The sequence below is a fragment of the Flavobacterium sp. GL_143 genome (genome assembly GCF_057834355.1).
The window spans coordinates 4,856,283-4,881,367 of sequence record NZ_CM174401.1 but is presented as its reverse complement, the minus strand read 5'-3'; the positions used below and the strand labels follow the sequence as shown (position 1 = coordinate 4,881,367).

Below are 25,085 nucleotides of genomic sequence, written 5' to 3'. Positions count from 1 at the left end.
TGCTCCAGCGGAGCATCATATTTATAGTAAATTTAAAGAGGTTTGGGGAAAAGCTACAGCGTAGCGGTATTTTGGTTTTTCTTTATATTGCTATGCGTATTTCAATTAATTGTATACCAAATGGATATGTTGTGTAATTAATAAAATATCACCCCGATGGGGTTTCTTTTGGATACAATTAAAATTGCTATAAATATAACGTCCCGCTGGGACTTTCTTTATCAATAATTTTAAAAAAATTAGACATTATTTCAAAAAACAAATAGGTTGTCTGAAAATTACTTTTCGGACAACCTATTTGTTTTTTATATAGATTATATTATTTACCCCAATCTATTTTTCTTGAAAAGTACATTACGGCTGCAAGAATTAAAAATAAACCAACACTTCCCACCAATAATGCGTAATTTTCTAATTGGATAATAACATAAATAAAAGTGTATAATCCGGTGAGTGAAAACCCGATGAATATGGGGAATTTTTTATTCTTTAAAATCGAAAATGAATAAGCGGTAATAAGCGATATAACGGCTATTCCAGATAATATATACGCTTTGGTAAAATTACTATGTTCAGTTATCGAAATTAATAAAGTATAAAACATAATAAGAGCCAAACCAATCATTGAATATTGGAAAATATGAATACTAATTTTACTCATATTTTGAATTAAAAAGAAAATCAAGAATGTAAGTCCGATAACAAGAAAACCATATTTAGAGGCACGCTCATTTTGTTGGTATTGATCTACAGGAATCACAAAGTCAACCCCAAAACTATACATACTTAAATCAGGCAGAATATCAAAAGCTTGTTGAGAGAATGCTCTGTTAATATGTAAAATTTTCCAATTTGCTGTAAAGCCAGTTTCACTTATCTTTTTGGTTTTATCATCAGGGAGGAAATTACCAGTAAAACTAGGAGAAGCCCAATTAGATTTCATTCCAACATTGGTAGTTTTCCCAATCGGGACAATCTTAATTTGTTTACTACCATTGTAAGTAATACCAAAGCTATAATCGGTTTTAGGAGACGATAGTATTTTTGTTAAATCGATGTAACCTGTTTCAAGAGCTTCAGTAGTATCTGATTTAGACGAATTATATACAGGTTCAAAAACATAGTTAGTAGTTCCTATTTTAATTTTAACTTCCTCTTTTATACTTTTTAAATTTGTAGTTTTAATTAATATAGTTGCTTTGTCCCATTGAATGGTTTCTGGAGCAATATTTTTGCTACTAAAATCGGGTTGAACATAATTGCCATTAAATTGCATATTCGTTGTAAATACAGCCGATTCGTAATTGTTTCTATTTAGTATTTTCGTGTCAATACTCGAATTGATATTTAGTTCTTGAGGGAAAAAATAGGCATATCTTGTAGATGCCACTTTTTGCTTTACCGTTTCTTTCGTTTTTTCGTTTATAGTTACTGTTTCCTGATAAGAAGTATACGGAATCTTTAATATCGGTCCATAGATATAGACACTTTCTCCCCATTTATCATTGATTTCACTAATAACATCGTTTTGTCTGTAAGAGCGTTCCGAGATTAAATTTTTTACATATTCCAGAGGAATTAGTAAAAATAGAGTAAGCAAGCCTACCATAATCATTTTGGCAGTATTAGACTGAAAAATAGAGGCCGGTTTTGGAGTTTCGTTTGTTTCCATTGTAAAGTTGTTTTAAGGTTTTTATAATAAATTAAGTTTGATAATGATTGTATAGTACAAAAGCGCAATTGGGATGTTTGATAATAGAATTAAAATCTTACGACCTATATATTCCCTTTGATTTGGCAGAGAAATGAAACTCGCTACTAAATGAAATAACATTATGGCATTAAGAAATAAAGCGGCAACGGTAAAAAGAAAGCCAACAATCAAGATATAAGAGTTGTCTTCTACAAGTACAAACAGTGCAAAAAAGAGCGAACAAATTATAAGACTACCAATGGTGAGTTCAGTTGATGCTCTACATTCAAATTTTTCATGGTTAATTAAATCATCTTTCATCGTTTTAAATTTTAAAAGTTTTTTGAATGGATTGAATAGGAGTGAGTAACATTTTGGAGAAATCCAAATAATAAAAAGGCATTGCTTTTTTTCCTCTTTTATATTGGTCTAAGAAATAACCAAGTTGGGTAGGATAGAAGATAGTCCCTGATAGAATTACCATAAACAAATACAAGCTCTTTTTGCTATTACCCAAAAGATAATATTGCATCCCGATTTCGTCTATAACAGTAATTCCAGTATTGGTCAATACATGAATGATGTCATGATCTTCTAATTTGGCTTGAATATCAAAATTGTTTCTACGAAGAAAATCTCCCAAACCATATCCTAAACTTCCTTCGGGAAAGGCAAGTAATTCATCCTTATTAATTTCCCAAGGCGCATTTTTCTTCATGTATTTCTGATATGGTTTTCGGGACCATTCGTACATTTTTTCTATTAATATATCCTTCATATTTTTTTTTGGTTAGTTTTTTAAAAGTACTTTGTATTTCAAAGTTAATAGGTAAAAAAAAGGCTCACTTCTTCTGTATCAATTTTTCAAGGGCATCGATGTGTGCAACAAATGCAAGTTTTCCGTCTTTGGTTGCCCTATAACTAGTGTTGGGCTTTTTACCAATAAATTGTTTTTGTATCTCGATATAGTTTTCTAGTTCTAATGCTTTAGCATGACTCGCAAGATTACCATCCGTAACGCCCAAAAGCTCTTTCAGAGTACTAAAATCAGCCGATTCATTGACCATCAATACAGACATGATTCCAAGTCTAATTCGATGATCAAAGGCTTTATTTATATTTTGAATGATGCTTTTCAATTTTTAATAGGTATCAATTACGGTTTTTAATAATTTCGAATCCACAATGTTCGAAGGAGCAACAACATCTTCCTCAAGCGGGATATTATTACCATATCGTTCTTTTAATATTGCTTTAACTCTAGGATCTTCTAGGTTAAAGTCTTTTAATTTCTGTAGCGGACATAACTCAATACCAGCTCCATTTTTATAAATTTTCCAAATTAATTCAGAACAATAAATTTTAGCATCCGACCAACTAAAATGAGCATCATAATCTCTATTAAGGAAATTACGACTATATATCTCCATTTTTTCAATAGTAGTAGGAGTTAACGCAGTTGTATCTTTTAATCTCTTTACAAGATAACTTTGATTTTTACCATGCTCAATCCATTCGTCCAGAGGAGTTAGTTTTACGGGCTGTACAGCTTCAAAAACAAAACGTTTCCCGTCTAAAATATAAACGATTCCGCAATGTGAGAATTTAGATTTTGTAGCAATTCTTACCGCCTCACACTGACTAGATTCTGAAGTTTGAAAGATTAAATCACCTGCCTGGATTTTGTCTAACAAATTGACCTTTAACTTTGAATTTTCAGCTGTTGGTTTTGAAAAAGGATTGTTCGGGAAAAACTGCTTTGTAATGTATAAAGCAAAGCAAAAGCTGATTATCAAGGTAACCCCTGCGAAAATATATTTAAAATTTTTCATGTTTTACTTTTTAGAGTTATGACAAATAAAGATTATTTCCTGTCGTATTTAAAGTACATAACACTTCCGTATATAATATGGCAAACTCCAAAGCCTAATGCCCAAAATTCCAAAGCGTAACCAGAGAATTCAGTTGAAATTAATCCAAGGATAATTATGGTAATTCCTAGATAACGCACATCCCTCAAAGTATATTTACTTGCATTTACACAAGCTAATCCGTAAAATAGGAGAGTGACTGGACCGATTAAACCATAATAACCATTTCGAAGCAAAAGTAAGCCGAAAATACCACCAGTAACAAGCGGAATTAAAAAATTGATTAATACTCTTTTAGAAGTAGAATTCCATATTTTTTCACCCTGCTTTTTGGCTTTGCTAACAGTTAATATCGCAGCAGTTATAACAGAAAATAATAATACCAAAAAAGCAGTTAGTACAATTAACTTAAAAGTTTTACTTTCCAGAGTTACATAATAGCTCGAATGGCTCTCAATAAGACCATTGGCGATGTGAGCGCCAATAAGAGCATATATTCCTGCCATAATTCCTGATAAGCCACTTAATGAAATAAACTGGGAAGATTTATTCATCATGTTTTTTATTTCAGTAATATCCTGTAAATATTTATCTTCCATATAAAGTACTTTGAATTACAAAGTAAATAATAAAAAAAATAGTCACCAAATAAAATGATGACTATTTTTTATGAATTTGTAAATTATATTCTGAAGATACCTCCGAAAGCAATAATTCTCTGGAAAAAGAAAAAGTCTTGAGAAGCACTATCATCGCTACTTTGAGTAGTTCTGATGTCTTGCATATTAATATAGCCACCTTTTAACTCCCCTTGAATATAAAAGTGTTTAAAGAAAGTGATATTTAAACCAGCTTTAGCCGATAATCCATAACCTGAAACATGAAAATCATCGTGACGTTCTTTTCCTAGAAGGGTTGTATTTGTTTTAGGAAATAAAAGACCGACACCTAAACCTTCGGTTAAGTTAATTTGAACTTTATCTGTATTAGGAAGATTGAACAAAGACGAAATATCATCATGTCTTGAAACCTCTGTATTAACATAGTTCAAACCATCTGTGTGTTCGTACATTAAAAAAGGAGGAGGATTTTGAATAGTACCTTTATCTACACCACCTTCTTGAGCACCATACAAAGACATATCTACAGGAGTATTATTGTAAATACCGTTGTAAAAAGATCCAGCTTGATCTGCAGGTAAATCAATATATCCATTTACATTAGCTGTCTGATTTTGATTCATTACATATTTCATGTGGTCTACCCCAATCGTTACGCTATAATGGTCGCTAAAAAAATAACCCAAGCGTAAATTAGTTTGAGGAATGGTCATTCTTGCAGGATTAACATAATCCATGTGCCATCCTTTTGGTTTGTCATGAGCAGACATATCTTCTACTGTAAAGTTGTAACCTTTTCCTCTAAAGTTAACATCTGATTTGCTGTAACTTTCTCTGTTACCACCCCAGGAAACAAAGAACTTACCTTTATTATGTGCAGTGTATTTTTCTTGTAACGGCATTTCTTCTTGTGCAAATGTGTTTATTGAAAAACACAACAAGAAAAATAATATAAAATTAGTTTTCAAAGTATTAAGTATAAAAAATTAAAATTGATTAATAGTTTTTCTGATGGCAACTAGTTTGGTCATTAAATCTTCAAAATAGTCTAAATGTAACATGTTTGCACCATCACTTTTGGCGTTAGCCGGATCAAAATGAGTTTCGATAAAAATTCCATCAACACCTACAGCAATACCCGCTTTTGCAACAGTTTCGATCATATCAGGTCTTCCGCCAGTTACACCTACAGTTTGGTTAGGTTGCTGAAGCGAGTGTGTTACGTCAAGAACCGTAGTAGCATATTGTTGCATTGTTGGGATTCCTCTATAATCTACAATCATGTCTTGGTAACCAAACATAGTACCACGATCAGTAACCATTACGTTTTGGTTGTTACAATCTAATACCTTCTGTACGGCATGTTTCATGCTTTCAGGGCTCATAAATTGTCCTTTTTTCAAGTTTACCACTTTTCCAGTATTGGCTGCAGCCACAACAAGATCAGTTTGACGTACTAAGAATGCAGGAATTTGTAAAACATCTACATATTGAGCGGCCATATCTGCATCCTCATTAGTATGAATGTCAGTTACAGTAGGAACATGAAATGTTTCAGAAACTTTTCTTAAGATTTTTAATGCTTTTTCGTCACCTATTCCAGAGAAACTATCGATTCTAGAACGGTTAGCTTTTTTAAATGACCCCTTAAAAACATAAGGAATCTGAAGTTTGTCGGTAATACCGATTAATTTTTCAGCAATACGCATTGCCATTTCTTCACCTTCTATGGCGCAAGGCCCTGCAAGTAAAAAGAAGTTACCGCTATCTGTATGCTTAATTTGTGGAATATGTTGTATGTTCATAGTTTGTAATTTTTGAAAGTGCAAAGGTAGTTAGGATTTGCGATTTACAGATTAAGAATTAAGTTTTTTTTAAGAAGCCTCTTTGCACTATTCATGTACTATTTTTTGTTTAAAATGCTTTTTCATGGATTTTCAGGAGCTTCCATTGGTCGCTCTTTAAATTCATGAAAACCAGCTTTCTTAAAAAATGATTTCCACTTTTATCGGGGCAATATTAAGGCATTGAAATAAACTAATCAATGACATTTATCATATATAGCCTATCTGGTTCTTTATGTTTTTCTTTGGTGTATTTGTATGTCTAAAAGTTTTTGGTATTACTTGTTGCCAACAAGTAGTTTCTTCCTAAGTTTTATATAGAAAATCCCAAACAGAATTTGTGTAAGTAAAAAAAGAATATTTATAAGTGTTTAAATGCCAATTAGTATTTGAATTCTAGATGTAAAAAAATCAAAATAAAGATAATGGAAACCGAGTAGGTGGTATATTTTAACTTTAGTAAGCAAAACCCCTGGAATGGTTAGCAAAAGATGAAGTACGAATTTTTTGAAGTTTATTTCATCAGTAATTCTCGAAAGCTTCCAATAATAAAACGTTACTACAGATAAAACAATAAATTTAATCAATGCAGAAACAACTCTTGCAGAATCGATAGCAATTAAACCCGAAAGCAACGAAGACAAAAATCAGAATTTGGATAGAAAATATAATGCGGAAATACCAATTACTGATGAAGCTAAGAAAACTATGAAGGCAGTTTTTGTTTTAAACATAGTATCTTATTTAGCTTTTCTTTCTTTTAAAATTTTAATAAAAAACTGAAGAAGTATTATAATACATAGGACTATAATAAAAAAGATAATAGACATTAAAACTCCAAAAAAGGGCATTCCACATCTTGTTGAATTCGGATGCTCATCAAAATATTTTGAAAGATTATAATTGGCGACGTAAATAGCAGCAATAGAAAATATTATTTGCGAGATAAAGCTTATTAGGCTTATTTTTCCAAATTTAAGTTTAGTAGAATTTTTGAAGAATATAGTTTTCGAACCAACTATTAATTGAAATAGTATTGGTAAAATAACCAAAATTAAACATGCTATCCCGAACATTACTATTAGTTTAAATTATGTTTGTTTGCTTTCAGATTGTTCTATAAAATCTTTCCTCTTTTAGTCTTGCTTCTACAAACAAGTCTTTCTTCTATTTCTTTAAAGTCAATCCAAGCGGAACCATCAAAACTCCTTTTTCGTAGATATTAAGATATAAATTGATTGGTTTTTTTTGTCCTTCCCATTTTAATTCATAAACATCAAGAAAACCAGCTCCCATATCGCTTCTTTTGCTAGGAAAAGGGCAACAACTTTCAAGTTTGGTATAAGTTATCTTTTCTCCATTTGGTCCAGCCAGAGCATTTAAAAAGCGTTGTTGGTTAATTACTTCATCTTTAGATGTTCTGTAAAATATATTTATAGGGTAATCTTTGTCATAACCATATTTCTTGTCTTTGCTATATTCAGTGATTATAAAAGTATTGTCTTTGTTTAAAGTTAAGTTTGGCGCATTATCATCTACATTTTTTAAAGTAGATTTTGTACTCATACAAGATGTGGCTGTAATAAGTAAAATGATAAAAAGAGCTATTTTTTTCATGTTTTGACAGTTTTATGATGCAAATGTAAAAGGTTTTGATAAAATAAGCCACAGATTAAAAGTGATTAAAAGAAAATCTGCCAAATCTGCTAAATGTGCGTGCAAAAAAAGCTTAAATCTGTTTAATCTGCGTAATCAGTACTTTATTTTGTTTTTACTGAATTCAGTTTTAAAATACCAATTACAATCAGATATTGTGCCATAAGATAAGTTAGCATTATAAAAAAGGAATTTTTATAAATAGGTTCATAAAATTTATCCATTGCAAGGATACTATCCGAAAGCACAAAAATAATAGCACCAACAAAAATGTATGTGTTTGCAGGTTTTTTCCAAATTAAATATCCGCTAAAAGCGTACAAAAGCATGGTAGAAATAGTTAATGCATAAACAATAACAGGAAGTTGCAAGTCGCCAAGTTTTGGTAATAAAACGGTAAGCATTGTTGCTAAATAAACTAAAATAAATCCCAAGCCAATAAAGAAAACACCTTTGTTTTTAGGAACATCTGGCTTGTTTTGTTTATTAAATAGTATAATATAAATGACATGAGATATCAGGAAAGCGACCAAACCTAATATAAAATAGATTTCGGCCTTATCGGCAAATAATAAAATTACATCGCCAATCCATGAGAATAATAAAGCGCCAAGAAGTATTTTTTTTGAAGGAAAGTCTTCAGAAAGATAAACAGCAAGCCATAAAATAGGGATGAGTAATCCCTTTAAGTACCAAGCAATATTTTCAAGATTATAAAGAAGAATTAAGAGATAAAAAAAACTAAAACCAATATAGAATTTTAAAAGAAAGGGGCTTTTCATAATTTGTTTTTAAGAGTTTACCAGAACTGGTTTTATGTTTTTAAAATCGACTTTTACAAAATAAATCGTGACTAGTAAAGAGATAATATGATACCCGATAACAACGATGTTACCAAAGGGGAAAACAGAATTAAGCCCAAACCAATCTCCAAAATAAAGAATAATTGCAAGAACAGTTAGTAAACGTAGGCTTTCCCATAAAATAGCAAAACGGTTTTTATCCATTAGTTCAGTATAACTATAAATAGTTATGAAAATAAAAAAGCCATAATAAAAGATATTTGGGAAACCAATCTTGGCAATATTACTAAACAAGTAACTTACAAACAGCAATGTTATCATAACTTGGGTAATCGACCAAAAAATGAGTTTGTTAGAGTTATCGGTTCCGTACTTGGCGTAGTTATATACATCGGTGATTTTGTTGACAGGATATTTTTCTTCAAAATTTTCAGGACGCCAACCTGTTGGTTTAAACCAAATTGTGAATTTATCTTTCCAGTTTTCGGCACGCCAGGCATCACTAATCATTAGTGCCAAATGCTGAAAATTTATTCGGATAGGATTCCAGGTGTTTGCGGGTCTTGTAATACCAAAAACAGGCGGAACAGTATCTAGTTCTTCTTGAAAAGTGCCAAAAAGTTTATCCCAGAATATAAAAATCTGCGAATGGTTTTTGTCCAGATATTCAGGGTTTATAGCATGGTGAACTCTGTGATGAGAAGGTGTTACCAATATATGCTCCAAAACTCCCATTTTCTTGATATATTTAGTGTGATACCAAAACTGTAAAAACAAATGAAGAGGCAATGTTATAGCAATAACATTAGCGGGAATCCCAAGTAATGCTGCGGGAATAAGCAAGAATGTAAATAGATTTACAAAACTAGCAATAGGTTGTCTTAATGCACAAGCCAGATTAAATTCTTCACTACTATGATGAATGGCATGTTTGTTCCAGAGAAAATTAATTTGATGTGATAAACGATGACTCCAGTAGCCATAAAAATCTATTACAAAAAATCCGATAAGATAGGTGAGGACAGTAGTTTCGATATGATAAATGGCGATTTTAGAAACCAGCCATTCATAAGAAATAAAGGTAATTGTAAGCCCGAGAACGTCCTTAACCGAATTTGTAATTCCTGAACTTATGCTAGAGACACTATCGATTAAAGGAACGTGGTCTTGTTTTATATATAAACCATAAGATTTCTCGATTATAATTAATAATAAAAAAATCGGCATTGCAATAATTAGTATTTTCCCGTACTCTTCCATAAAAAAAATAGTGTAATTTATTCAAATATAGAATAAATTACACTATTTTTTAAATTTTTGGTAATTAAATTAAATAATCTCAGCGCTCAGTCCAGCTTCTAAAAGTTGGGTGCATTGTGGTTTTAATTTATCCATCGATCCCGTTTTTACAGTACATTTTCCGTTATAATGTACAATAAGGGAACATTGTTCTGCTTGTTCAGGTGTATGATTACATACGCGAATTAAAGTTTCGATTACATGATCAAAAGTATTTACATCATCGTTATACACAATAATTTCGTTGTTAAACGATATTGCTTCTTTTTCCCGAACTTTTTCTCTTACTTTTTCTTTAGTACTCATTTTTTCAGCTTTTTGTACTGTTGTAATTCATTAATTACAAATTTACATATTTTAAAGAAACCCAATTATTTCTTTGAAATTTTTTAACATATTCTAACCCTCTTTCAGTGCATGATGCATCGATGTAAGGGATGTCTTCTTCATAAAAACCACTTAATAATAAAGTCCCTTTTGGATTCAGACAGTCAACATAACTTTGCATATCATTTAGCAATATGTTACGGTTGATATTAGCAATAATCAAATCATATTTTTTACCTGCTAATAAAGCTGCATCACCTTCGTAAACGGTGATATGCTTGCAATTATTGCGTTCAGCGTTTTCTATAGAGTTTAAATAACACCAGTTATCGATATCAATAGCATCGATTGGTTGAGCGCCTTTCATTTCGGCAAGAATAGCAAGAATAGCAGTTCCACAACCCATATCAAGCGTTTTCATTCCGTTAACATCCATTTCTAATAAATGCTGAATCATCATGTGAGTTGTTTCGTGATGACCAGTTCCAAAACTCATTTTTGGTTCAATTAAAATATCAAACTCGGCATCAGTTTTTGGATGAAAAGGAGCACGCACATGGCAATTTCCATCAACATCGATAGGTTCAAAGTTTTTTTCCCACTCTTCGTTCCAGTTTACTTGCTCGATTTCTTCGAATGTATATTCAATTTTAAATTCATCCGATTGTAAAATATGAATATCTTCCAGGATAGCTTCGTCCCATAAATCCTTTTGAACAAATGCAGAAATCCCAGTTTCGGTTTCAGTAAAACTCTCAAATGCTTTCTCGCCTAATTCGGCAATTAGTATTTCTGATCCTAACTCTTTAGGTTCAATTGTAAAGTGATACCCGATATAAATGTTTGACATGTTTATTTTTTTTGCAAAGGTAGCAATCGAAACTTAAAATTGTTTAAAAAAAATAAAGAACCTTATTCTTTTATGCATTACTTTAGCTTTAAAATTGTAAGTATTATTAAAAAATGAAAAGCTTAATTATTATACTGTTGTTTGTGGTAATAAATAGCTCTGGATGCGATGAAAAGAAAGAAGTCGTTCGTTCTTTTTGTTATTGGAAAACAAGTGCTTATTTTGATAAAGAAGAAGATTCTATTTGTAAGAATTTAAATGTAAAACACATGTATGTTCGGTTTTTTGATGTGGATTGGAATCCATATACCAATGAACCTCTTCCTGTTGCAACGATAAGCCGAATAGATCTGAATGAAAGTAATCCAGAAATTACGCCAAGTGTTTTTATTACTAATGAAGTTGTTTTGAAGGCAAATAAAGTACAATTAGATAGTTTAGCCAGAAGAATCCAGAAAAGGATAACAGAAATTGGACTCAATTATAATAAAGAAAAGGCATATAAGAGAGCCAGTACTATTGTATATTCAGATTATGGGAAGCAAAATGGGCAGATTAAAAAAGCATTAGATTTAGATTCCATAAAAGCAATTGAATTAGCTAAGTTAAAACCCAATTTTGAAGAGATTTTAATTGATTGTGATTGGACAGAAAAATCCAAGGACAATTATTTTTATTTATTACAACAAGTTAAAAAAGAATTTAAAAGTTCCCAATTATCTGCAACCATAAGATTATGGCAATATAAATATTGTGAAAAAGCTGGAACTCCCCCTGTAGATCGTGGGTTATTAATGTGTTACAATTTATCAAGTCCTAATGATTATAAAACGAAGAACTCAATTGGTACAAGTGATGAATTAGAAAAATACATAACACATAGTGATTATGATCTGGATTTAGATATTGCATTACCTTTATATAGTTGGTCGGTTGTTTTTAGAGGAAATGAATTTAAAGGTATCGTTTCTGATTATGAAGAGTTTGTTAAAGATTCTACACGGTTTAAAAAAGTAGCAGACAATAAATATCAACTTCAAGATGATGTTTTGATAGGGCAGACGTATTTGCGAAATGGGGATGAGATAAGAATTGAAAAAATCTCAGATGAGGAGATAAATAAAATGATTTCGATTATAAAAAACAGAATACCATTTGATAATCATACAAAGGTTACTTTCTTTTCTTTTGATAAAAAATACATCCACGATTATGGCATCAAAAACATATCCGGGTATTATGCGCGTTTTCAGTAGTTTAGTTTTACTGTTTGTTTTTCAGGCTTCGTTTGCTTGCGGATGGTATGAATCGGCAGAAACGAGTCGTTTAGCCTTGTTTAAATCAGAAAGAGATGGGTTCTTAAAACTGCATTATTTTTGTTATTCAGCTAATAGTTATCATGAGGTTAGCCAGGTTTCTAATAAAGATCAGGAATTAAATTGTATTGAATGGCAGAAAAAAATAGGAGCAAACGTTTCTACATCAGATATTTATACAATTTTATACGAAACAGATTCTGATAAATTCCAAGCAGCTTATCAAACCAATACATTAAAGCGAGTTTTTGCAAAGAATACTTTTATCGCAACTTTATTGCGTTTAAAAAACAAACCCTTCTTAGACTATTTAGTATTAGCTAAAAAATTAGAATATAATAACGTTCCAAGTTCTAAATGGGAATCTTGGAGCGGAATAAACAGTTATCCGGAAAACGTAAACACTGTTGCAATAGGTGATTATAATAAAAAGATTTTGTCTGCCAAAGATCCTTTTTTAAAACAGCGCTACGCATTTCTTATTCTTAGAGATCGTTTTTATAGCTCAGACAAAGCCGAAGTAATCCGTTTATACGATACTTATTTTGCTAACAATAATAATACAATTTTAGCATCTTGGGCATTGTATTATAAAGCTTTATGTATTGATGATTTTCCTCTTCAAAATTATTTACTGAGTAAAGTTTTTGCTTCTTGCGATGATAAATCATTTGCGGTAATGCAGCATTACAATTTTAAGCAAACTGCCGCTACACTAAGATTGGCAAAGAATGATGATGAACGAAACATGATTTTGATTATCGAAAGTTTGCGTAATCCTGCTCCAGACTTAAATACTATAAAACAAATCTATAAATTCGATCCTAATAGCATTTATTTTAGTTTTTTAGTTCAAAGAGAGATAAACAAACTCGAAGATTGGATTTTTACTCCCAAATATTCCGTTAATAAAATTCCGGCAGTAAGTTTTGATAAAATGAGTTGGTATGATAATTATGAAAAAGCCAAAGCAGATAATTTTAATAAAGACATTTTTTATCTAAGAGAGTTAAAACAGTTTTTAATTGATGTTCATGACGAAGTTTCAGGAGAACAGAAAGATTTTATTGCGTCGGCAATTGCTCAATTGTGTTTTATAGATGATGAAATAGACTTGGGAAAAAAATATGTCAACATGATTTCTGTTAATGCTAATGTTTCAATCCAATTGCAAAAAAATATTCAGTTGGCTCTTGTGGCATTAAAACAAGATAATTTACAAGATAAAAACACCCAAAATAATCTCTTTAAATATTTTAATGTAATAGAGGATTTAGTTGAAGAGGATGTTAGTTTACTTAAAAACTTGTATAGTTTATATCGAATTGCAAGTGATGAGTTTTCTAAACAAGGAGATAAAGCGATAGCAGGTTTATTATTTTTAAAATCTAATCTTAAAAAAGAAGCATCTGATTCCTGGTATTATTATGCACCATCTTTTTATGAATATACTGGCTACTTTGAGCGATATGCAACTCTAGAGGATATGGATAACCTGATTGAATTGTATCAAAAAGAGGATAAAACACCGTTTGAGAAATACATTTGTGCAGGAACTACGGCACCAGATGTAAATTTTTATAGAGATGTAAAAGGAACGATTGCTTTCAGGAAAAATAATTTAGCAATAGCCTATCAGGTTTTTGCTAGTATGCCCGCTAATTTCTGGCAGAAAAACTACGAGTATAAAAATAATCTTAATGAAGATCCATTTGTTCCGAAGGTGTTGCAAAAAGCTAAGGAAAGAAAGTTTAGTTATCGTTTTAATAAAGCTGAATTTGTAGCTAGATTAATTGAGTTAAAAAAAGAGAATACTGCCACAAGCAATTTACTATTAGCGCATGCTTATTTTAATGTTTCCTATTGGGGTAATTCTTGGATGATGCTTGCTTATGACTGGTCTTCTAGAATTGGAGAAACGGATTCTGATTATATATATGGAGGAAATAATTATGATTCTGAGATGATGTATCAAAATTCAAATTATTATCGATGTACGCTGGCTAAAATGTATTATGAAAAGGCATTGAAATTGTCTAAAAATAAAGAAGAAAAGGCAGTGGCTAGTTTAATGATTTTCGAATGTAATTATTATGATTATTATCGAAATTCTGATATTTCATCCGCTAATCTTACAGCTTTTAAATCAGGAAAAGAAATTATCGATTTTTATTCTGTGTATAGTACAACAAAAACATTCAAGCAATATAATTGCCCACTTTTAAAAGCATTTATAAATTAGGATTTGGATATAAATTTAACCGCAAAGCACGCTAAGATTTACGCAAAGTTCGCAAAGAATACAAGGCTTTGCGAACTTTGCGGTTTTTCGACATTATGTAGAGAAACCTTAGCGCCCTTTGCGGTTAAACATTAAAATATAAAACAAAAAAAGAGCGATAAAATTAATTATCGCTCTTTTTATTTATAAACTTTTAATAGATTTAGTGGTTGTCTAAATTTCTTAATTGGTGTAACTTTTCTTTCCAAACATCAAGACTTTCTTTGTGAAGCGCAATGTTTTTGCGAACTTCCAGAACTATTGAGTTTTCTTTCTTGGCATTTTTAGTATTGGTAAAGAACTGAATGTTGTTTTCTAATTGGAAAATTTCATTTTGAACTTCTTCAATTTTGCGCATTAAGAAAATTTTCTCATTGTCTAATTTTCTAGTATCATTACTTTCTGATAAATTATCGATTCTATTAGCAAATCGAATCATTTCTGTTTCTTTTTTGCTTAAGCTTAATTTTTCAAAAAGCGCATCTAGTATCTTATTGAATTTACCTTCGATATGACGTCTAGGAAATGGTACTTTTCCGAAGTTTTTCCATGTCTCGATGTGTAATTTTATAGCATCAAGATCTGTTTTGTGATCACCAGTAAGTTGGAATTCACGAATAGTTTCTAAGTAGGCTTTTTTATTATCAAATGCAGCTACTTCATCACCATTTTCTTCGTTTTTGTGCTCTTTTAATTTATCAAAATAACTATTACAAGCATCTTTAAATTCTTTCCAGATTTTATCAGAGTATTTTCTAGGAACATGACCAATTTGTTTCCACTCTTCCTGAATCTTTTTCATTACAGGAGTAGTCGATTCATAATCGGTGCTTTCTTGTAATTCTTTGGCTTTGGCAACAAGAGCCATTTTTTTATTTAAATTGTCGTTTTGATCCTTCTTAATGTCTTTATAAAATGAATTTTTAAAAGTATTAAAGTTTCTAACAGCAGTTTTAAATGCAGTCCAGGTAGCTTCGTTTACATCCGAAGGAACTTTTCCTGCTGCGAAGAAAGCAGAGCGTAAAGCTTCTACTTTTTCTATTTGTAACAACCAAAGCGCGTGTGTATTTACCTTTTCGGTAGCAAGAACTTCGATTTGTGCAATAATATTTTTCTTAACTTCTAGATTTTCAAGTTCTGAACCTCTAATGTTCTCAAACAAAACTTCGCGTTTATCATGGATTTTTTTAGTTAATTCACTAAACTTATTCCATATCTCATCACGGTGTTCTTTAGAAACTGGACCGATATCTTCTTTCCAGATTCTATGTAAATCTTGTAATTCTCTAAACGCTTTGCTTACATCAGCTTCATTAACTAATTCTTCTACGCGAGCTACAATTTTTTGTTTTTGTTCAAGATTGTGTTTAAAATCTAAATCTCTGGCTTCACGATCTAAATGCAAATAATCATAAAAATTTTCTACATGAAAATGGTAGTTATTCCATACGTGATTGTACTTGTCTTTTGGGATAGAACCAGCGTTTTTCCATCTTTCTCTTAATTCATTAAAATGTTTAAGAGTATCTTTTATGTTTTCTTGCGGATTAATAAGCTCTTTTAATTCTTCAACAATAGCCAGTCTATTTTCTAAATTTGATTTTAGATTGGTTTGTAGATTTTTAAAATGTGCATTTCGATGATTTCTGAATATATTGTAATATTCATCGAACTTCGTTTTTAATGGAGAATGATATTGAAATTCCTCATTTGGGTCTTGATTCTCAGCATTAAATTCTTCTCTTTTTTCTTCGATAAGATGATTATACTGTAGTAAAAACGATTTCTTTATTTCTTCAATATGCTCTTTTACAGACATAACTTTGTCTGAAGAAACTAATTTTTTTAGTTCAGCAACAAGTTCGTCAAGCGAAAAAGTATTATAATCTTGCATCGGAAGGTCGTGACGCTCTTTTAGAGTTTCGTCTTCACTTTCTTCAGCATTAGAATTGGTTATTGCATCTAGTGCTGTCTGATTTTGAGTTTCAGCAACAGCTTCTGTATTCGATAATTCTTCCTCAGAAAGAGTTATTGTATTCTCAGATTCAGGTACAATGTTCTCTGCTTCATTTTCAATAATTTCAACCGAAGTTGTCTCACTGTTTTCAGCAGAATTTGCAGATCCATTTTCTAATTTTCCATCTGCATCTTGCAGGTTATCATTCTTTTCTTCTAACATCTTGTCAATGTATAAGGTTTTTACTTTAAATCTAGAGCGAAAGATAGTAAAGGTGTTCGGAACTACAAAATAAAACCTTTATTTATAGTGCATTTATGTTTAAAATTCTTACTAATGGGTTGTTTTTGAGGAGATAAAAGAGATTGAGATTAGTGTAGAATATTTAAAATATTTTGAATTTTTTTGTCTAAAGTTGGTTTTAGAGCTATTTTATGTTCGAAAAACGTTTTACAATTGTCTGATAAGTTTTGCCTCCATTTTTTAATTTTCTTTCTTGTGTTTCAAGATTTACCGTGTATAATCCAAATTTTTTGTCATATCCTAAACTCCATTCAAAATTATCGATTAGTGACCAGTAATAATATCCTCTTATATCATAGCCATCTTTTATAGCTTCGGATATGGCATATAATTCTCTTTCTATAAATAAACTTCTTCTGTTATCTTTGGCATCGGCAATACCTGTTTCGGTAATAATAATTGGCTTCCTAATGCGTGACATTCGTTTTATGGCTCTGTAAATTCCTTCGGGATAAACGGTATAATCCATGTCGGTCATTTCTTCGCCAGCTACTGGTGAAAACATTTTTTCATGTTCTATAAATTTGAAGGTTGTAGCATAATGTGAATAGTAATTAAGCCCCATAAAGTCGATTGTATTGGGAGCATCTTTATCAATGTAATTTACATTGGCTTCAAACGGAACGCCAAAATGATATTTCCCAGTTTCAAAAAAGTTCAATGATGAATTGTTAAAATTATCATTGGCAACTAAAGCTCCAATCCAATCGAGCAGATTCCACCTATTTTTAGGTTCAAAAAAGAAAATGTCTTTTACAATACCTATTTGTGATTCCTTGCCATTTGGTAAAGCTTTCAGCATTTTGTAAGCTTGCGTATGCGCAATTAGGATGTTTTTTAAAACTTGCCCGGCAATTTTAGAGTTCTTTTTGCCCGGAGGAAATATATCTGACATAAAAGCCAAATTGGTGTACACATTAATTTCATTAAATGTTGTCCAAAAAGTAACCCGATTACTGTATCTATTAAAAACAGTTTTTACAAATAATAAAAAATAACTGTTATTTTCTTCTTTTTCAAATCCTCCTTTATTCATAAACCAAAGCGGTTCTTCAAAATGGTGTAATGTGATGTTTGGGATGATTTTCTTGGCTAATAAGCTATCAATTACATCTGAATAATGCTGAATTGCTTTTTCGTCAAACTTGTCTTCTTCGGGGTTTATTTTGCTCCATGATAAGGAGAAACGATAGGAGTTAACGTCTAGTTCCTGCATGAGTTCGATATCTTTGGGGTATAAGTTCCAATGATCTGTGGCAAGTCCAGCTTTGTCACCATTATCTATGCGGGGTTTACCATCTTTATTTTTTTGATTTTCCCACCAAGACCAATTACTATTCGTGTGTCCACCTTCGACCTGATGAGCGGCTGTTGCCGTTCCCCAATGAAAATCTTTAGGGAAGTTTAAATCATTTGTATTTTTCTTAGTCCAATCCCAACTTATAACGGGGTATTTTATAGAAAGATAAATAATTATAAGAAGATATAGTATTGCTATTACAACGAGTACTTTTAAAAATATATTCATACTTTATTTATCTGTTTAACAGAAACAAAGCTAGAGTATTAAGGTTAAGTGATTATTTTATGGTGTTATGTTAGTATTAAAAAACGGCAATTAATGGTTGTGTTGTTATGTTTCGCTATAGTATAGAAAAAAGGAACGCGGATGACACGGATTTACAAAAGTAAAAACGCGGATAAAAACGGATTCTATTTGTTATTCTTTAGATCCGTTTTTATCGGCGTCTTCGCCTAAGCGAATCCGTGTCATCCGCTTTCAAAATCAGCGTTCAATTAAGCGAGAGGCTTCGGAATAGTCGTAAATAAAAAAGACTACAATCATGCAATTGTAGTCTTGATATTATTTTTTGAAGTATTTTATTTATTCCATATTTTCCAGGCTTTTTCGGCTTGAAAAATAAGCATATCGTATCCGTTTTTTATTACGGCTCCGTTTTCTTTTGCTTTTTTAAGAAATGTAGTTTCTTCAGGATTATAGATTAAATCGTAAGCGATGTGTTTTTTTGTAAAAAACTCGTACGGAATTGCTGGATAAGCTTCAATATTTGGGCTTGTACCAACGGGTGTACTATTGATTATAATTTGGTAATTATCAAAAGTTGTAGCGTTGATTAAATTATAATCTATAATGTTTTCTTTGGCTTCGCGAGAAACAAATGTGTATAAAATTCCTAATTCGTCTAATGCAAAAGCAACCCCTTTAGAAGCGCCACCTGTACCTAAAATTAATGCTTTTTTATGGTGTGGTTGTAATAAAGGTTTTAATGATTTTTTAAAACCATAATAATCGGTGTTGTATCCTTTTAATTTTCCATTTTTGGTAAATTTCACTGTATTTACAGCACCGATTAATGTGGCTTTTTTTGATAGTTTATCTAAAAAAGGTAGTATTTGTTCTTTGTAAGGAATCGTTACATTCAATCCTTTTAAATCGGGATTGTTTTTTATTAATGCTGTAAAAAAGTTAATTTCCGGAATATCAAAATTCTCATAACTACATCCTTTAAAATGTTCGTCGTTGAATTTTTCGGTAAAATAACCTTTTGAAAAAGAGTAACTAATATTTTTTCCTAATAAGCCAAAACGCCTTTTTAAAATATGAATCATTATTGTTTTTTATGTTTTGTAATATAATTTTGCACCGTTTTTTTAGTCCAAACCACTGGAAATAAGTCTTCGATTAAAATATAATTGTCAAAATTTAATCGTAATCCATTACTTAAGTGAAATTTGGCTTTAGTATTGTCTTGTATCATAAAATACAATCCTGCTAAACGGTATTCGACTTCGTTTTCTTCTGGGAAATATTCAGTTGCTTGCAATAATGTTTGAATTGCGCTTTCGAATTCGCCCAAAAACTGAAGGATATCTGTCCAGAACAACCAAGTATCTAGTGCATGATCACCAAATTCGACTGCTTTTCGGTAGCCAAATTCTGCTTCTTCAAAAAAGTTCATTTGTTTGTTTATCATCGCATAGCGTTTCCAATATAAACGGTTTTGATTGTCGATTGCTAATGCTTTATTAACAAAGAACAATGCTTTCTGGAAGTTTTTTTGGCGTACATAAAAGTCGGTTATGGCAATCCATCCTTTGTCTAAAAGTGGATCTTCATGTACAGTTTTATTGTAATATTTTAGCGCTAAAGCTTTATTGCCTAGTTTCTCGTAACATTTTCCTATTCTTAATAATGCATACGATGTTGCATCATCTAGCTCGATGGTACGGTTGTAGCTTTCTATAGCTTCGGCATATTGTTTTAAACGTTCGTAAGCTTTGGCTCTTTCCATGAATGCACCAAGAAACTCATCGTCGATTAAAGTTGCATAATCAAACGCACGGATGGCGCTTTCATATTCTTTTACGCCATAATGTAGGCGTCCTAGCTGATGCCAAGCGATTTCGCTATAAGGATTTTTGTTTATGTACTGGTTTAAATAGGTAATTGCTTCTTGATTTTGGTCTAAAAACTCAAAACAATACACTACGTTGTATAAGGCCGATTGGTCTTCTAAATCTTCTTCCAGACATTTGATAAAGCTATCTTTTGCCATTTCAAGATTGTCCATAAAAAGATATTCCATACCGATTAAATTGTACACGTCGGCAAAATCATCTGTGTATTCTAAAGCAATTTTAAGTAATTCGACTGCTTTTTCGTGTTGATCTCTTTTAGAATAGATGTTTGCTTTCTGGATGTAAATTTCTTCGTTGTTAGGTTCGATTGCGTACAACTCGTTCAAAAGCTTTTCGGCTATTTCGAGTTTGTCGTCATACACCAGCATCTCTACTTGTACTAATTTTAAGCCTGTAGATTTAGGATGTTGATCTAGTGCTAGTTTTAAGGCCTTTTTTGCTAAATTAGCCTTGCCTATGTCCAGATAATGAAGGATAATCTCTTCAAATTCTTCTGAATCAAAAAAGAGTACTTTGTTAGTTTTTAACATAGACTCAAATTTGGATAGGGATAGGTTATAATCTTCTTCTTCGTTGCTTAATTGCATACTTTATTTTTTTGATATTAGCCTATTATAAATTTAGGCAACATGTTTTTGTTATGTGGGGAAGGAGGGAATTGTTGTGAACAATTTAATTAACAATATTTGCAGTACCTGCAATCAGTTTCAAGGTGAGTTTTTTATAAAACTGAAAGTATTTTAATTTTTAACTGCTTTGTAATCAACGATATGTTTTAGCCCAGATAAAAGCGGTATCCTTTTGTTTTTTTCTTTAAAAAACAAAAGATATAAGCGGATAGCTGGAAATAGCTCCTAATTATTCTTTTTGCTTCATTATTTCATCCATTACATTTAGGATGATGGCGCAACCTTCTCTTATTTCTTCTTCAGAAATTGTTAACGGAGGTGTAATACGTATGGCACATCCTTCAAACAGCAACCAGAATAAAATAAGCCCTTTGTCCTGACAGGTTAAAATAACTTCGTTTGTTATTTCGGCACTTTCTGTCATGGCGGCAAGCATTAATCCTCTTCCTCTAACTTCCTTAATCAAAGGATGTACCAAAAGTGTTCTGATGAGTTTTTCTTTTTCTAATGTTTCGGGCATTAGGTTTGTCTCAGTAATTTCTTTCAAAGTTGCCAAACAGGCTGACGCAATGACAGGGTGGCCTCCAAAAGTGGTTATGTGTCCGAGTTTTGGATTTTCGGTAAGTAGATCCATTTTTTCTGCCGATGCTGTAAATGCGCCTACTGGCATTCCGCCTCCCATACCTTTTCCCATAACTACAATATCGGGAACGACATCGTAATTCTGAAAGCCAAATAGTTTTCCTGTTCGACCAAATCCTGGTTGAATCTCGTCGACTATCATCATGGCTCCAACTTCGTCGCAGCGTTTGCGTACTTTTTGAAGAAAGTTATTATGTGGCTCTATAAATCCTGCTCCTCCTTGTATTGTTTCGAGTATTATTCCGGCAGTTTTTGTGGTAATTTTTTGCAAATCTTCTTCGTTGTTAAACGTAATGAAGTCTACATCTGGAATTAAGGGTCTAAAAGCTTGTTTGCGCTCTTCGAATCCCATAACACTCATTGATCCCATTGTATTGCCATGATAGGCGTTATGACATGATATTAACTGGCTGCGTCCTGTTGTTCTTCGGGCTAGTTTTAGTGCGCCTTCAATTGCTTCGGTTCCTGAATTTACTAAATAGGTTTTATTTAGTGATTCTGGAAGGAGGGAAGCCATTAGTTTGCAATACTCTACTGCTGGACTTTGCGAATATTCTCCGTAGACCATTACATGCGAATATTTGTCTAACTGATCTTTTATTGCTTGATTTACTCTTGGATGCTGGTGACCTAATGTACAGGCTGAAACACCTGCTACGAAGTCTAAATATTTTTTATTATTGGTGTCGTATATGTAGGATCCTATGGCGTGCGAAACTTCCATTCCTAACGGATATGGTGATGTTTGTGCTTGGTATTTTATAAAATCTGGGTTCACGTTTATTTGTTTATTTGAGAATTTGTTGATTCGATTAAAATGGTTTTAAAACCTTGCTCTAATGGAATTAATATTTTATTTTTTAAGTCTATTTTATATCTGTATGTAAATAAACTATCTGTCTCTTGGATTAAATTATCTTTTTTAAGAGTTAGAATATTATCTTTAATTTCATAATTTCCTTTTTTATAGCATGACCATTCTGGTTGCTCAAGTTTTATTGTAAAACTTTTATTCTTATTAAGTGTAATTTGTTTCTCTCTAGAATTATTACTAATTGAGCCAATCATAAATGGCTTATTGCTGAAAGAAAAATTAATTATAGGTTTGAGTGTAAGATTTAGAATTATTGTTGTTAGAACGATTAAATATATCCTTGAGTCGTATTTGTTCTTAGCAATTAAAATAATAGTTGCAATTATAAAAATTAAACAAAATACAATCCATTGAATACCATCTGGCATTCCGCTACAATAATCACCAAAATGGATGTTTCTTTTTAATGTTAGAAATCCTAAAAAAATGAGTATTCCATATTTGATAGATTTATTCTTCATTATATTAGTAAGTTCATCATAAATTGAAGACTACAATTGAATGCTACTTCTTAGCTTTAGCTTTGGTTTGCTTTGCTGCTGGTTTCTTTTTGTCGTAATCGAGTGTTTCTTTCCTTACTTTCATAGGGACATTTTCCTTGGCATTTTCATCTTTTCCTTCTTGGACTAATTTGTCGTTTTCGTCATTTTCTTCTTTTGTGAAAATATCATCTTTAGACTTTATCTTTTCGTCTCCTCGCCAAACCATACCTCGAAGTTTTCGAGCATTTTCGGGTAATTCGGCTTCGGGGAATATATCTCCATCGACTTGATTGAAGAATGTAATGGTTTCGATAGCATTGTTTTCTAAAATAAGATTGATTTTGCTACTTACATTTTTATTGATTCCGATAAGTTCATTGGCATCATTCCGCATATAATAAATTACTTCGGTATTTTTTATGACATCAACATCGTGTAGTTTTCCGTCCCTAAATTTTCCGAATAAATTTAATCCCTTGACTTGATTATAGCCAGTTCCCAAGGTATCCTTAGAGATTATAAAGGTGTTATTGAGGACTTTGAGCGAGTCGAGTTTCTTGGTATTATTATCGCCAATAAGATGCATAATATCGCCTGTAATCTGACTTTCGCCGTTCCAAAGTATTGGGTTTCCTATTAGTTTTGTTAAGGCTGTTCTGCTATTAGAGTGTATCGAATCGCATTTTCCACTCATATCGGTTTTAAAAAAACGAACATTGTTAAAAGCACGAATGATTCGATCACCTTCTTTTCCAGTAATCATTAGCCTTTTTCCGTGTATGTAAACGGAATCGTTATCGACAAAGTTTATTGCAACGGCTCTCTTAGTAACAAACATGGAATCTTTTTGTTTGTATATTTCGGCATAATGTCCTTTTACTATTCCGCGATTTATGGAGTCGGTGATTTTTACATTTCTAGTAGCCGATGCAAAATCTTTATTTCGGTCGTAGTATAGACTATCACCTTCTATTAGGCGGGTATCATAGCGAATGTATGATTTCCGGAGAAAATGTGCCAGATTTTTTTTAGTATCATAAAAACCTTTTTCGGTATATATATAATCGGTTTTACTGGTAATTGTAGATGGTCCAAACAGATAGGAATGTCCAGAATTACTGTAATAATCTAAGTGGTTTGATTTTATAACACATTTAGGATTGGTAACCGTAACTGCGGTTAGGAATACAAACTTTTTTTGTTCGGCATAATATCTTCCTGATTTACTTTCTAAAGTATTGTCTTTGTTGATAATAGTTCCTTTAGAATTATAGAATACTTCCTGAACGTTTCTGTCAAAGTTTATCGTGTCTGTTTGTAATGTTGCATCTGGCGAACTCATAACTGCATTTCCAGTTGCAAATGCTTTTTTAGAGTTTCCGCTATATTCTGCGTATTTACTATTTAAGAATAAGGTATCACCTTGTACTATCTGTACATTTCCAAAGGCTTTTAGGTAATTTTCTCCTTGAAATAAATAAGCCTTATTACAGGTTAAAACCACACCATCGTGATTTACTTTTACGTTTCCGGTAAGTAAAATGGCGCCTGGCATTTCGATTTCATTCCTGTCGACAAAGTCAGAATGCTCGATGTTAATAATTTTTGGAGCTTGTGCCATTCCTAAATTAACACTTAAAATTAGCAAGCAGCTATATATGAAAAAGAGTGATTTCTTCAATTGATTAAATTTTTGTCAAATTTATGAAAAAGGAAACAACCTTAACAGATATTAGGATTTATTTATAACTGATATTATTTGATAAGGCTAAACTTTTTTTGCCAAGAATTGCACGAATTTACTCGAATTGGGTTGATTTTGTTTAATTCTTTAGTTTGTGGGGGAAAAGAACGCGGATAAAACAGATTCGCCTAAGCGAAAACGCGGATAAAAACGGATTTTTTAATCTGTGGCAGAAAAAGTTTAACCGCAAAGGGCGAAAAGATTTACGCAAGGTTCGCAAAGATTTGAATCTATTTAATCATTTAATCTGTGGGGGAAAGGAACGCGGATAAAACAGATTAGCTTAAGCGAAAACGCGGATAAAAACAGATTTTTTAATCTGTGGTATAAAAAGTTTAACCATTAAGGTATTAAGTTTTATAAAGGATTAAACTTAACTTTTCTTAATTTCTTAATGGTAAAAAAAGCTTTTAATCTGTTTAATCATTTTAATCTGTGGCAAAAATTAATAGC

The 25,085-nt window shown here is 31.6% G+C and carries 22 protein-coding genes; 2 read left to right on the top strand and 20 right to left on the bottom strand.

The features are described from left to right. Positions 1-319: 319 nt before the first annotated feature. The 13 genes from creD to prmA form a co-directional block, all read right to left on the bottom strand. Complete coding sequence (gene creD, locus AC3IPI_RS20600; RefSeq protein ID WP_489155386.1) at positions 320-1,672, bottom strand: cell envelope integrity protein CreD; 1,353 nt, start codon at positions 1,670-1,672, stop codon at positions 320-322. Positions 1,673-1,693: 21 nt separating this feature from the next. Next, positions 1,694-2,014 (bottom strand): hypothetical protein, encoded by a 321-nt coding sequence (locus tag AC3IPI_RS20595; RefSeq protein WP_489155384.1) that lies wholly within the window; start codon positions 2,012-2,014, stop codon positions 1,694-1,696. Positions 2,015-2,018: 4 nt separating this feature from the next. Next, positions 2,019-2,471: a hypothetical protein gene (locus AC3IPI_RS20590; RefSeq protein WP_489155382.1), complete on the bottom strand. Its 453-nt coding sequence runs from the start codon at positions 2,469-2,471 to the stop codon at positions 2,019-2,021. Between the two features lie 64 nt (positions 2,472-2,535). Beyond that, positions 2,536-2,832 carry a winged helix-turn-helix domain-containing protein gene (locus AC3IPI_RS20585; protein WP_039113012.1) on the bottom strand — a complete coding sequence of 99 codons (297 nt, stop codon included), beginning with the start codon at positions 2,830-2,832 and terminating at the stop codon, positions 2,536-2,538. A gap of 3 nt (positions 2,833-2,835) precedes the next feature. After that, positions 2,836-3,525, bottom strand: a complete 690-nt coding sequence (locus AC3IPI_RS20580) for a YiiX family permuted papain-like enzyme (protein ID WP_489155380.1) — start codon at positions 3,523-3,525, stop codon at positions 2,836-2,838. A gap of 32 nt (positions 3,526-3,557) precedes the next feature. Continuing rightward, positions 3,558-4,163, bottom strand: a complete 606-nt coding sequence (locus AC3IPI_RS20575) for a hypothetical protein (protein ID WP_039113010.1) — start codon at positions 4,161-4,163, stop codon at positions 3,558-3,560. Between the two features lie 83 nt (positions 4,164-4,246). Continuing rightward, on the bottom strand, positions 4,247-5,086 hold the full coding sequence (locus AC3IPI_RS20570) for a hypothetical protein (protein WP_489155378.1): 840 nt from the start codon (positions 5,084-5,086) through the stop codon (positions 4,247-4,249). Positions 5,087-5,170: 84 nt separating this feature from the next. Next, positions 5,171-5,989: a 3-deoxy-8-phosphooctulonate synthase gene (gene kdsA / locus AC3IPI_RS20565; RefSeq protein ID WP_039113008.1), complete on the bottom strand. Its 819-nt coding sequence runs from the start codon at positions 5,987-5,989 to the stop codon at positions 5,171-5,173. Positions 5,990-7,195: 1,206 nt separating this feature from the next. Continuing rightward, positions 7,196-7,645, bottom strand: a complete 450-nt coding sequence (locus tag AC3IPI_RS20560; RefSeq protein ID WP_489155375.1) for a 2-dehydro-3-deoxyphosphooctonate aldolase — start codon at positions 7,643-7,645, stop codon at positions 7,196-7,198. 143 nt (positions 7,646-7,788) lie between these two features. Next, positions 7,789-8,466, bottom strand: a complete 678-nt coding sequence (locus tag AC3IPI_RS20555; protein WP_489155373.1) for a lysoplasmalogenase — start codon at positions 8,464-8,466, stop codon at positions 7,789-7,791. A gap of 9 nt (positions 8,467-8,475) precedes the next feature. After that, entirely contained in the window at positions 8,476-9,747 is a 1,272-nt protein-coding gene (locus tag AC3IPI_RS20550) for a sterol desaturase family protein (protein ID WP_086894323.1), read from the bottom strand. A 69-nt stretch (positions 9,748-9,816) separates the two neighbouring features. Next, positions 9,817-10,092: an ATP-dependent Clp protease adaptor ClpS gene (locus tag AC3IPI_RS20545; protein WP_035625878.1), complete on the bottom strand. Its 276-nt coding sequence runs from the start codon at positions 10,090-10,092 to the stop codon at positions 9,817-9,819. Between the two features lie 34 nt (positions 10,093-10,126). Beyond that, positions 10,127-10,963, bottom strand: coding sequence for a 50S ribosomal protein L11 methyltransferase (prmA, locus tag AC3IPI_RS20540; RefSeq protein ID WP_489155372.1), 837 nt, complete (start codon positions 10,961-10,963; stop codon positions 10,127-10,129). Positions 10,964-11,076: 113 nt separating this feature from the next. Here prmA and AC3IPI_RS20535 point away from each other — a divergent pair, with 113 nt between their 5' ends. After that, positions 11,077-12,219, top strand: coding sequence for a hypothetical protein (locus AC3IPI_RS20535; RefSeq protein ID WP_039118324.1), 1,143 nt, complete (start codon positions 11,077-11,079; stop codon positions 12,217-12,219). After that, positions 12,176-14,521 (top strand): hypothetical protein, encoded by a 2,346-nt coding sequence (locus AC3IPI_RS20530; protein ID WP_489155370.1) that lies wholly within the window; start codon positions 12,176-12,178, stop codon positions 14,519-14,521. Before AC3IPI_RS20535 ends, AC3IPI_RS20530 begins: the two co-directional genes overlap by 44 nt. A gap of 202 nt (positions 14,522-14,723) precedes the next feature. On the opposite strand, the gene AC3IPI_RS20525 is transcribed toward AC3IPI_RS20530, so the two are convergent. The 7 genes from AC3IPI_RS20525 to AC3IPI_RS20495 form a co-directional block, all read right to left on the bottom strand. Further along, positions 14,724-16,739 (bottom strand): DUF349 domain-containing protein, encoded by a 2,016-nt coding sequence (locus AC3IPI_RS20525; RefSeq protein WP_039112999.1) that lies wholly within the window; start codon positions 16,737-16,739, stop codon positions 14,724-14,726. A gap of 205 nt (positions 16,740-16,944) precedes the next feature. Beyond that, positions 16,945-18,348 (bottom strand): glycoside hydrolase family 1 protein, encoded by a 1,404-nt coding sequence (locus AC3IPI_RS20520; protein ID WP_489155368.1) that lies wholly within the window; start codon positions 18,346-18,348, stop codon positions 16,945-16,947. 353 nt (positions 18,349-18,701) lie between these two features. After that, complete coding sequence (locus tag AC3IPI_RS20515) at positions 18,702-19,451, bottom strand: shikimate dehydrogenase family protein (protein ID WP_086895932.1); 750 nt, start codon at positions 19,449-19,451, stop codon at positions 18,702-18,704. Then, positions 19,451-20,848 (bottom strand): tetratricopeptide repeat protein, encoded by a 1,398-nt coding sequence (locus AC3IPI_RS20510; protein ID WP_039118327.1) that lies wholly within the window; start codon positions 20,846-20,848, stop codon positions 19,451-19,453. Before AC3IPI_RS20510 ends, AC3IPI_RS20515 begins: the two co-directional genes overlap by 1 nt. A gap of 271 nt (positions 20,849-21,119) precedes the next feature. Continuing rightward, positions 21,120-22,310 carry an aspartate aminotransferase family protein gene (locus tag AC3IPI_RS20505; RefSeq protein WP_489155365.1) on the bottom strand — a complete coding sequence of 397 codons (1,191 nt, stop codon included), beginning with the start codon at positions 22,308-22,310 and terminating at the stop codon, positions 21,120-21,122. Positions 22,311-22,312: 2 nt separating this feature from the next. Further along, the gene (locus AC3IPI_RS20500; protein ID WP_489155363.1) at positions 22,313-22,867 is read right to left on the bottom strand and encodes a hypothetical protein; all 555 of its coding nucleotides are present in this window, start codon (positions 22,865-22,867) and stop codon (positions 22,313-22,315) included. Positions 22,868-22,910: 43 nt separating this feature from the next. Beyond that, positions 22,911-24,509 (bottom strand): OstA-like protein, encoded by a 1,599-nt coding sequence (locus tag AC3IPI_RS20495; protein ID WP_489159246.1) that lies wholly within the window; start codon positions 24,507-24,509, stop codon positions 22,911-22,913. Between the last annotated feature and the right edge of the window lie 576 nt (positions 24,510-25,085).

What these genes read in the sequence shown, in the direction of transcription:
- AC3IPI_RS20590 (WP_489155382.1), bottom strand. Translation starts at nt 2,471, where the DNA reads ATGAAGGATATATTAATAGAAAAAATGTACGAATGGTCCCGAAAACCA.
- AC3IPI_RS20500 (WP_489155363.1), bottom strand. Translation starts at nt 22,867, where the DNA reads ATGAAGAATAAATCTATCAAATATGGAATACTCATTTTTTTAGGATTT.
- AC3IPI_RS20575 (WP_039113010.1), bottom strand. Translation starts at nt 4,163, where the DNA reads ATGGAAGATAAATATTTACAGGATATTACTGAAATAAAAAACATGATG.
- AC3IPI_RS20560 (WP_489155375.1), bottom strand. Translation starts at nt 7,645, where the DNA reads ATGAAAAAAATAGCTCTTTTTATCATTTTACTTATTACAGCCACATCT.
- AC3IPI_RS20570 (WP_489155378.1), bottom strand. Translation starts at nt 5,086, where the DNA reads ATGCCGTTACAAGAAAAATACACTGCACATAATAAAGGTAAGTTCTTT.
- kdsA (WP_039113008.1), bottom strand. Translation starts at nt 5,989, where the DNA reads ATGAACATACAACATATTCCACAAATTAAGCATACAGATAGCGGTAAC.
- creD (WP_489155386.1), bottom strand. Translation starts at nt 1,672, where the DNA reads ATGGAAACAAACGAAACTCCAAAACCGGCCTCTATTTTTCAGTCTAAT.
- prmA (WP_489155372.1), bottom strand. Translation starts at nt 10,963, where the DNA reads ATGTCAAACATTTATATCGGGTATCACTTTACAATTGAACCTAAAGAG.
- AC3IPI_RS20535 (WP_039118324.1), top strand. Translation starts at nt 11,077, where the DNA reads ATGAAAAGCTTAATTATTATACTGTTGTTTGTGGTAATAAATAGCTCT.
- AC3IPI_RS20520 (WP_489155368.1), bottom strand. Translation starts at nt 18,348, where the DNA reads ATGAATATATTTTTAAAAGTACTCGTTGTAATAGCAATACTATATCTT.
- AC3IPI_RS20545 (WP_035625878.1), bottom strand. Translation starts at nt 10,092, where the DNA reads ATGAGTACTAAAGAAAAAGTAAGAGAAAAAGTTCGGGAAAAAGAAGCA.
- AC3IPI_RS20550 (WP_086894323.1), bottom strand. Translation starts at nt 9,747, where the DNA reads ATGGAAGAGTACGGGAAAATACTAATTATTGCAATGCCGATTTTTTTA.
- AC3IPI_RS20595 (WP_489155384.1), bottom strand. Translation starts at nt 2,014, where the DNA reads ATGAAAGATGATTTAATTAACCATGAAAAATTTGAATGTAGAGCATCA.
- AC3IPI_RS20525 (WP_039112999.1), bottom strand. Translation starts at nt 16,739, where the DNA reads ATGTTAGAAGAAAAGAATGATAACCTGCAAGATGCAGATGGAAAATTA.
- AC3IPI_RS20530 (WP_489155370.1), top strand. Translation starts at nt 12,176, where the DNA reads ATGGCATCAAAAACATATCCGGGTATTATGCGCGTTTTCAGTAGTTTA.
- AC3IPI_RS20510 (WP_039118327.1), bottom strand. Translation starts at nt 20,848, where the DNA reads ATGCAATTAAGCAACGAAGAAGAAGATTATAACCTATCCCTATCCAAA.
- AC3IPI_RS20495 (WP_489159246.1), bottom strand. Translation starts at nt 24,509, where the DNA reads ATGGCACAAGCTCCAAAAATTATTAACATCGAGCATTCTGACTTTGTC.
- AC3IPI_RS20555 (WP_489155373.1), bottom strand. Translation starts at nt 8,466, where the DNA reads ATGAAAAGCCCCTTTCTTTTAAAATTCTATATTGGTTTTAGTTTTTTT.
- AC3IPI_RS20580 (WP_489155380.1), bottom strand. Translation starts at nt 3,525, where the DNA reads ATGAAAAATTTTAAATATATTTTCGCAGGGGTTACCTTGATAATCAGC.
- AC3IPI_RS20515 (WP_086895932.1), bottom strand. Translation starts at nt 19,451, where the DNA reads ATGATTCATATTTTAAAAAGGCGTTTTGGCTTATTAGGAAAAAATATT.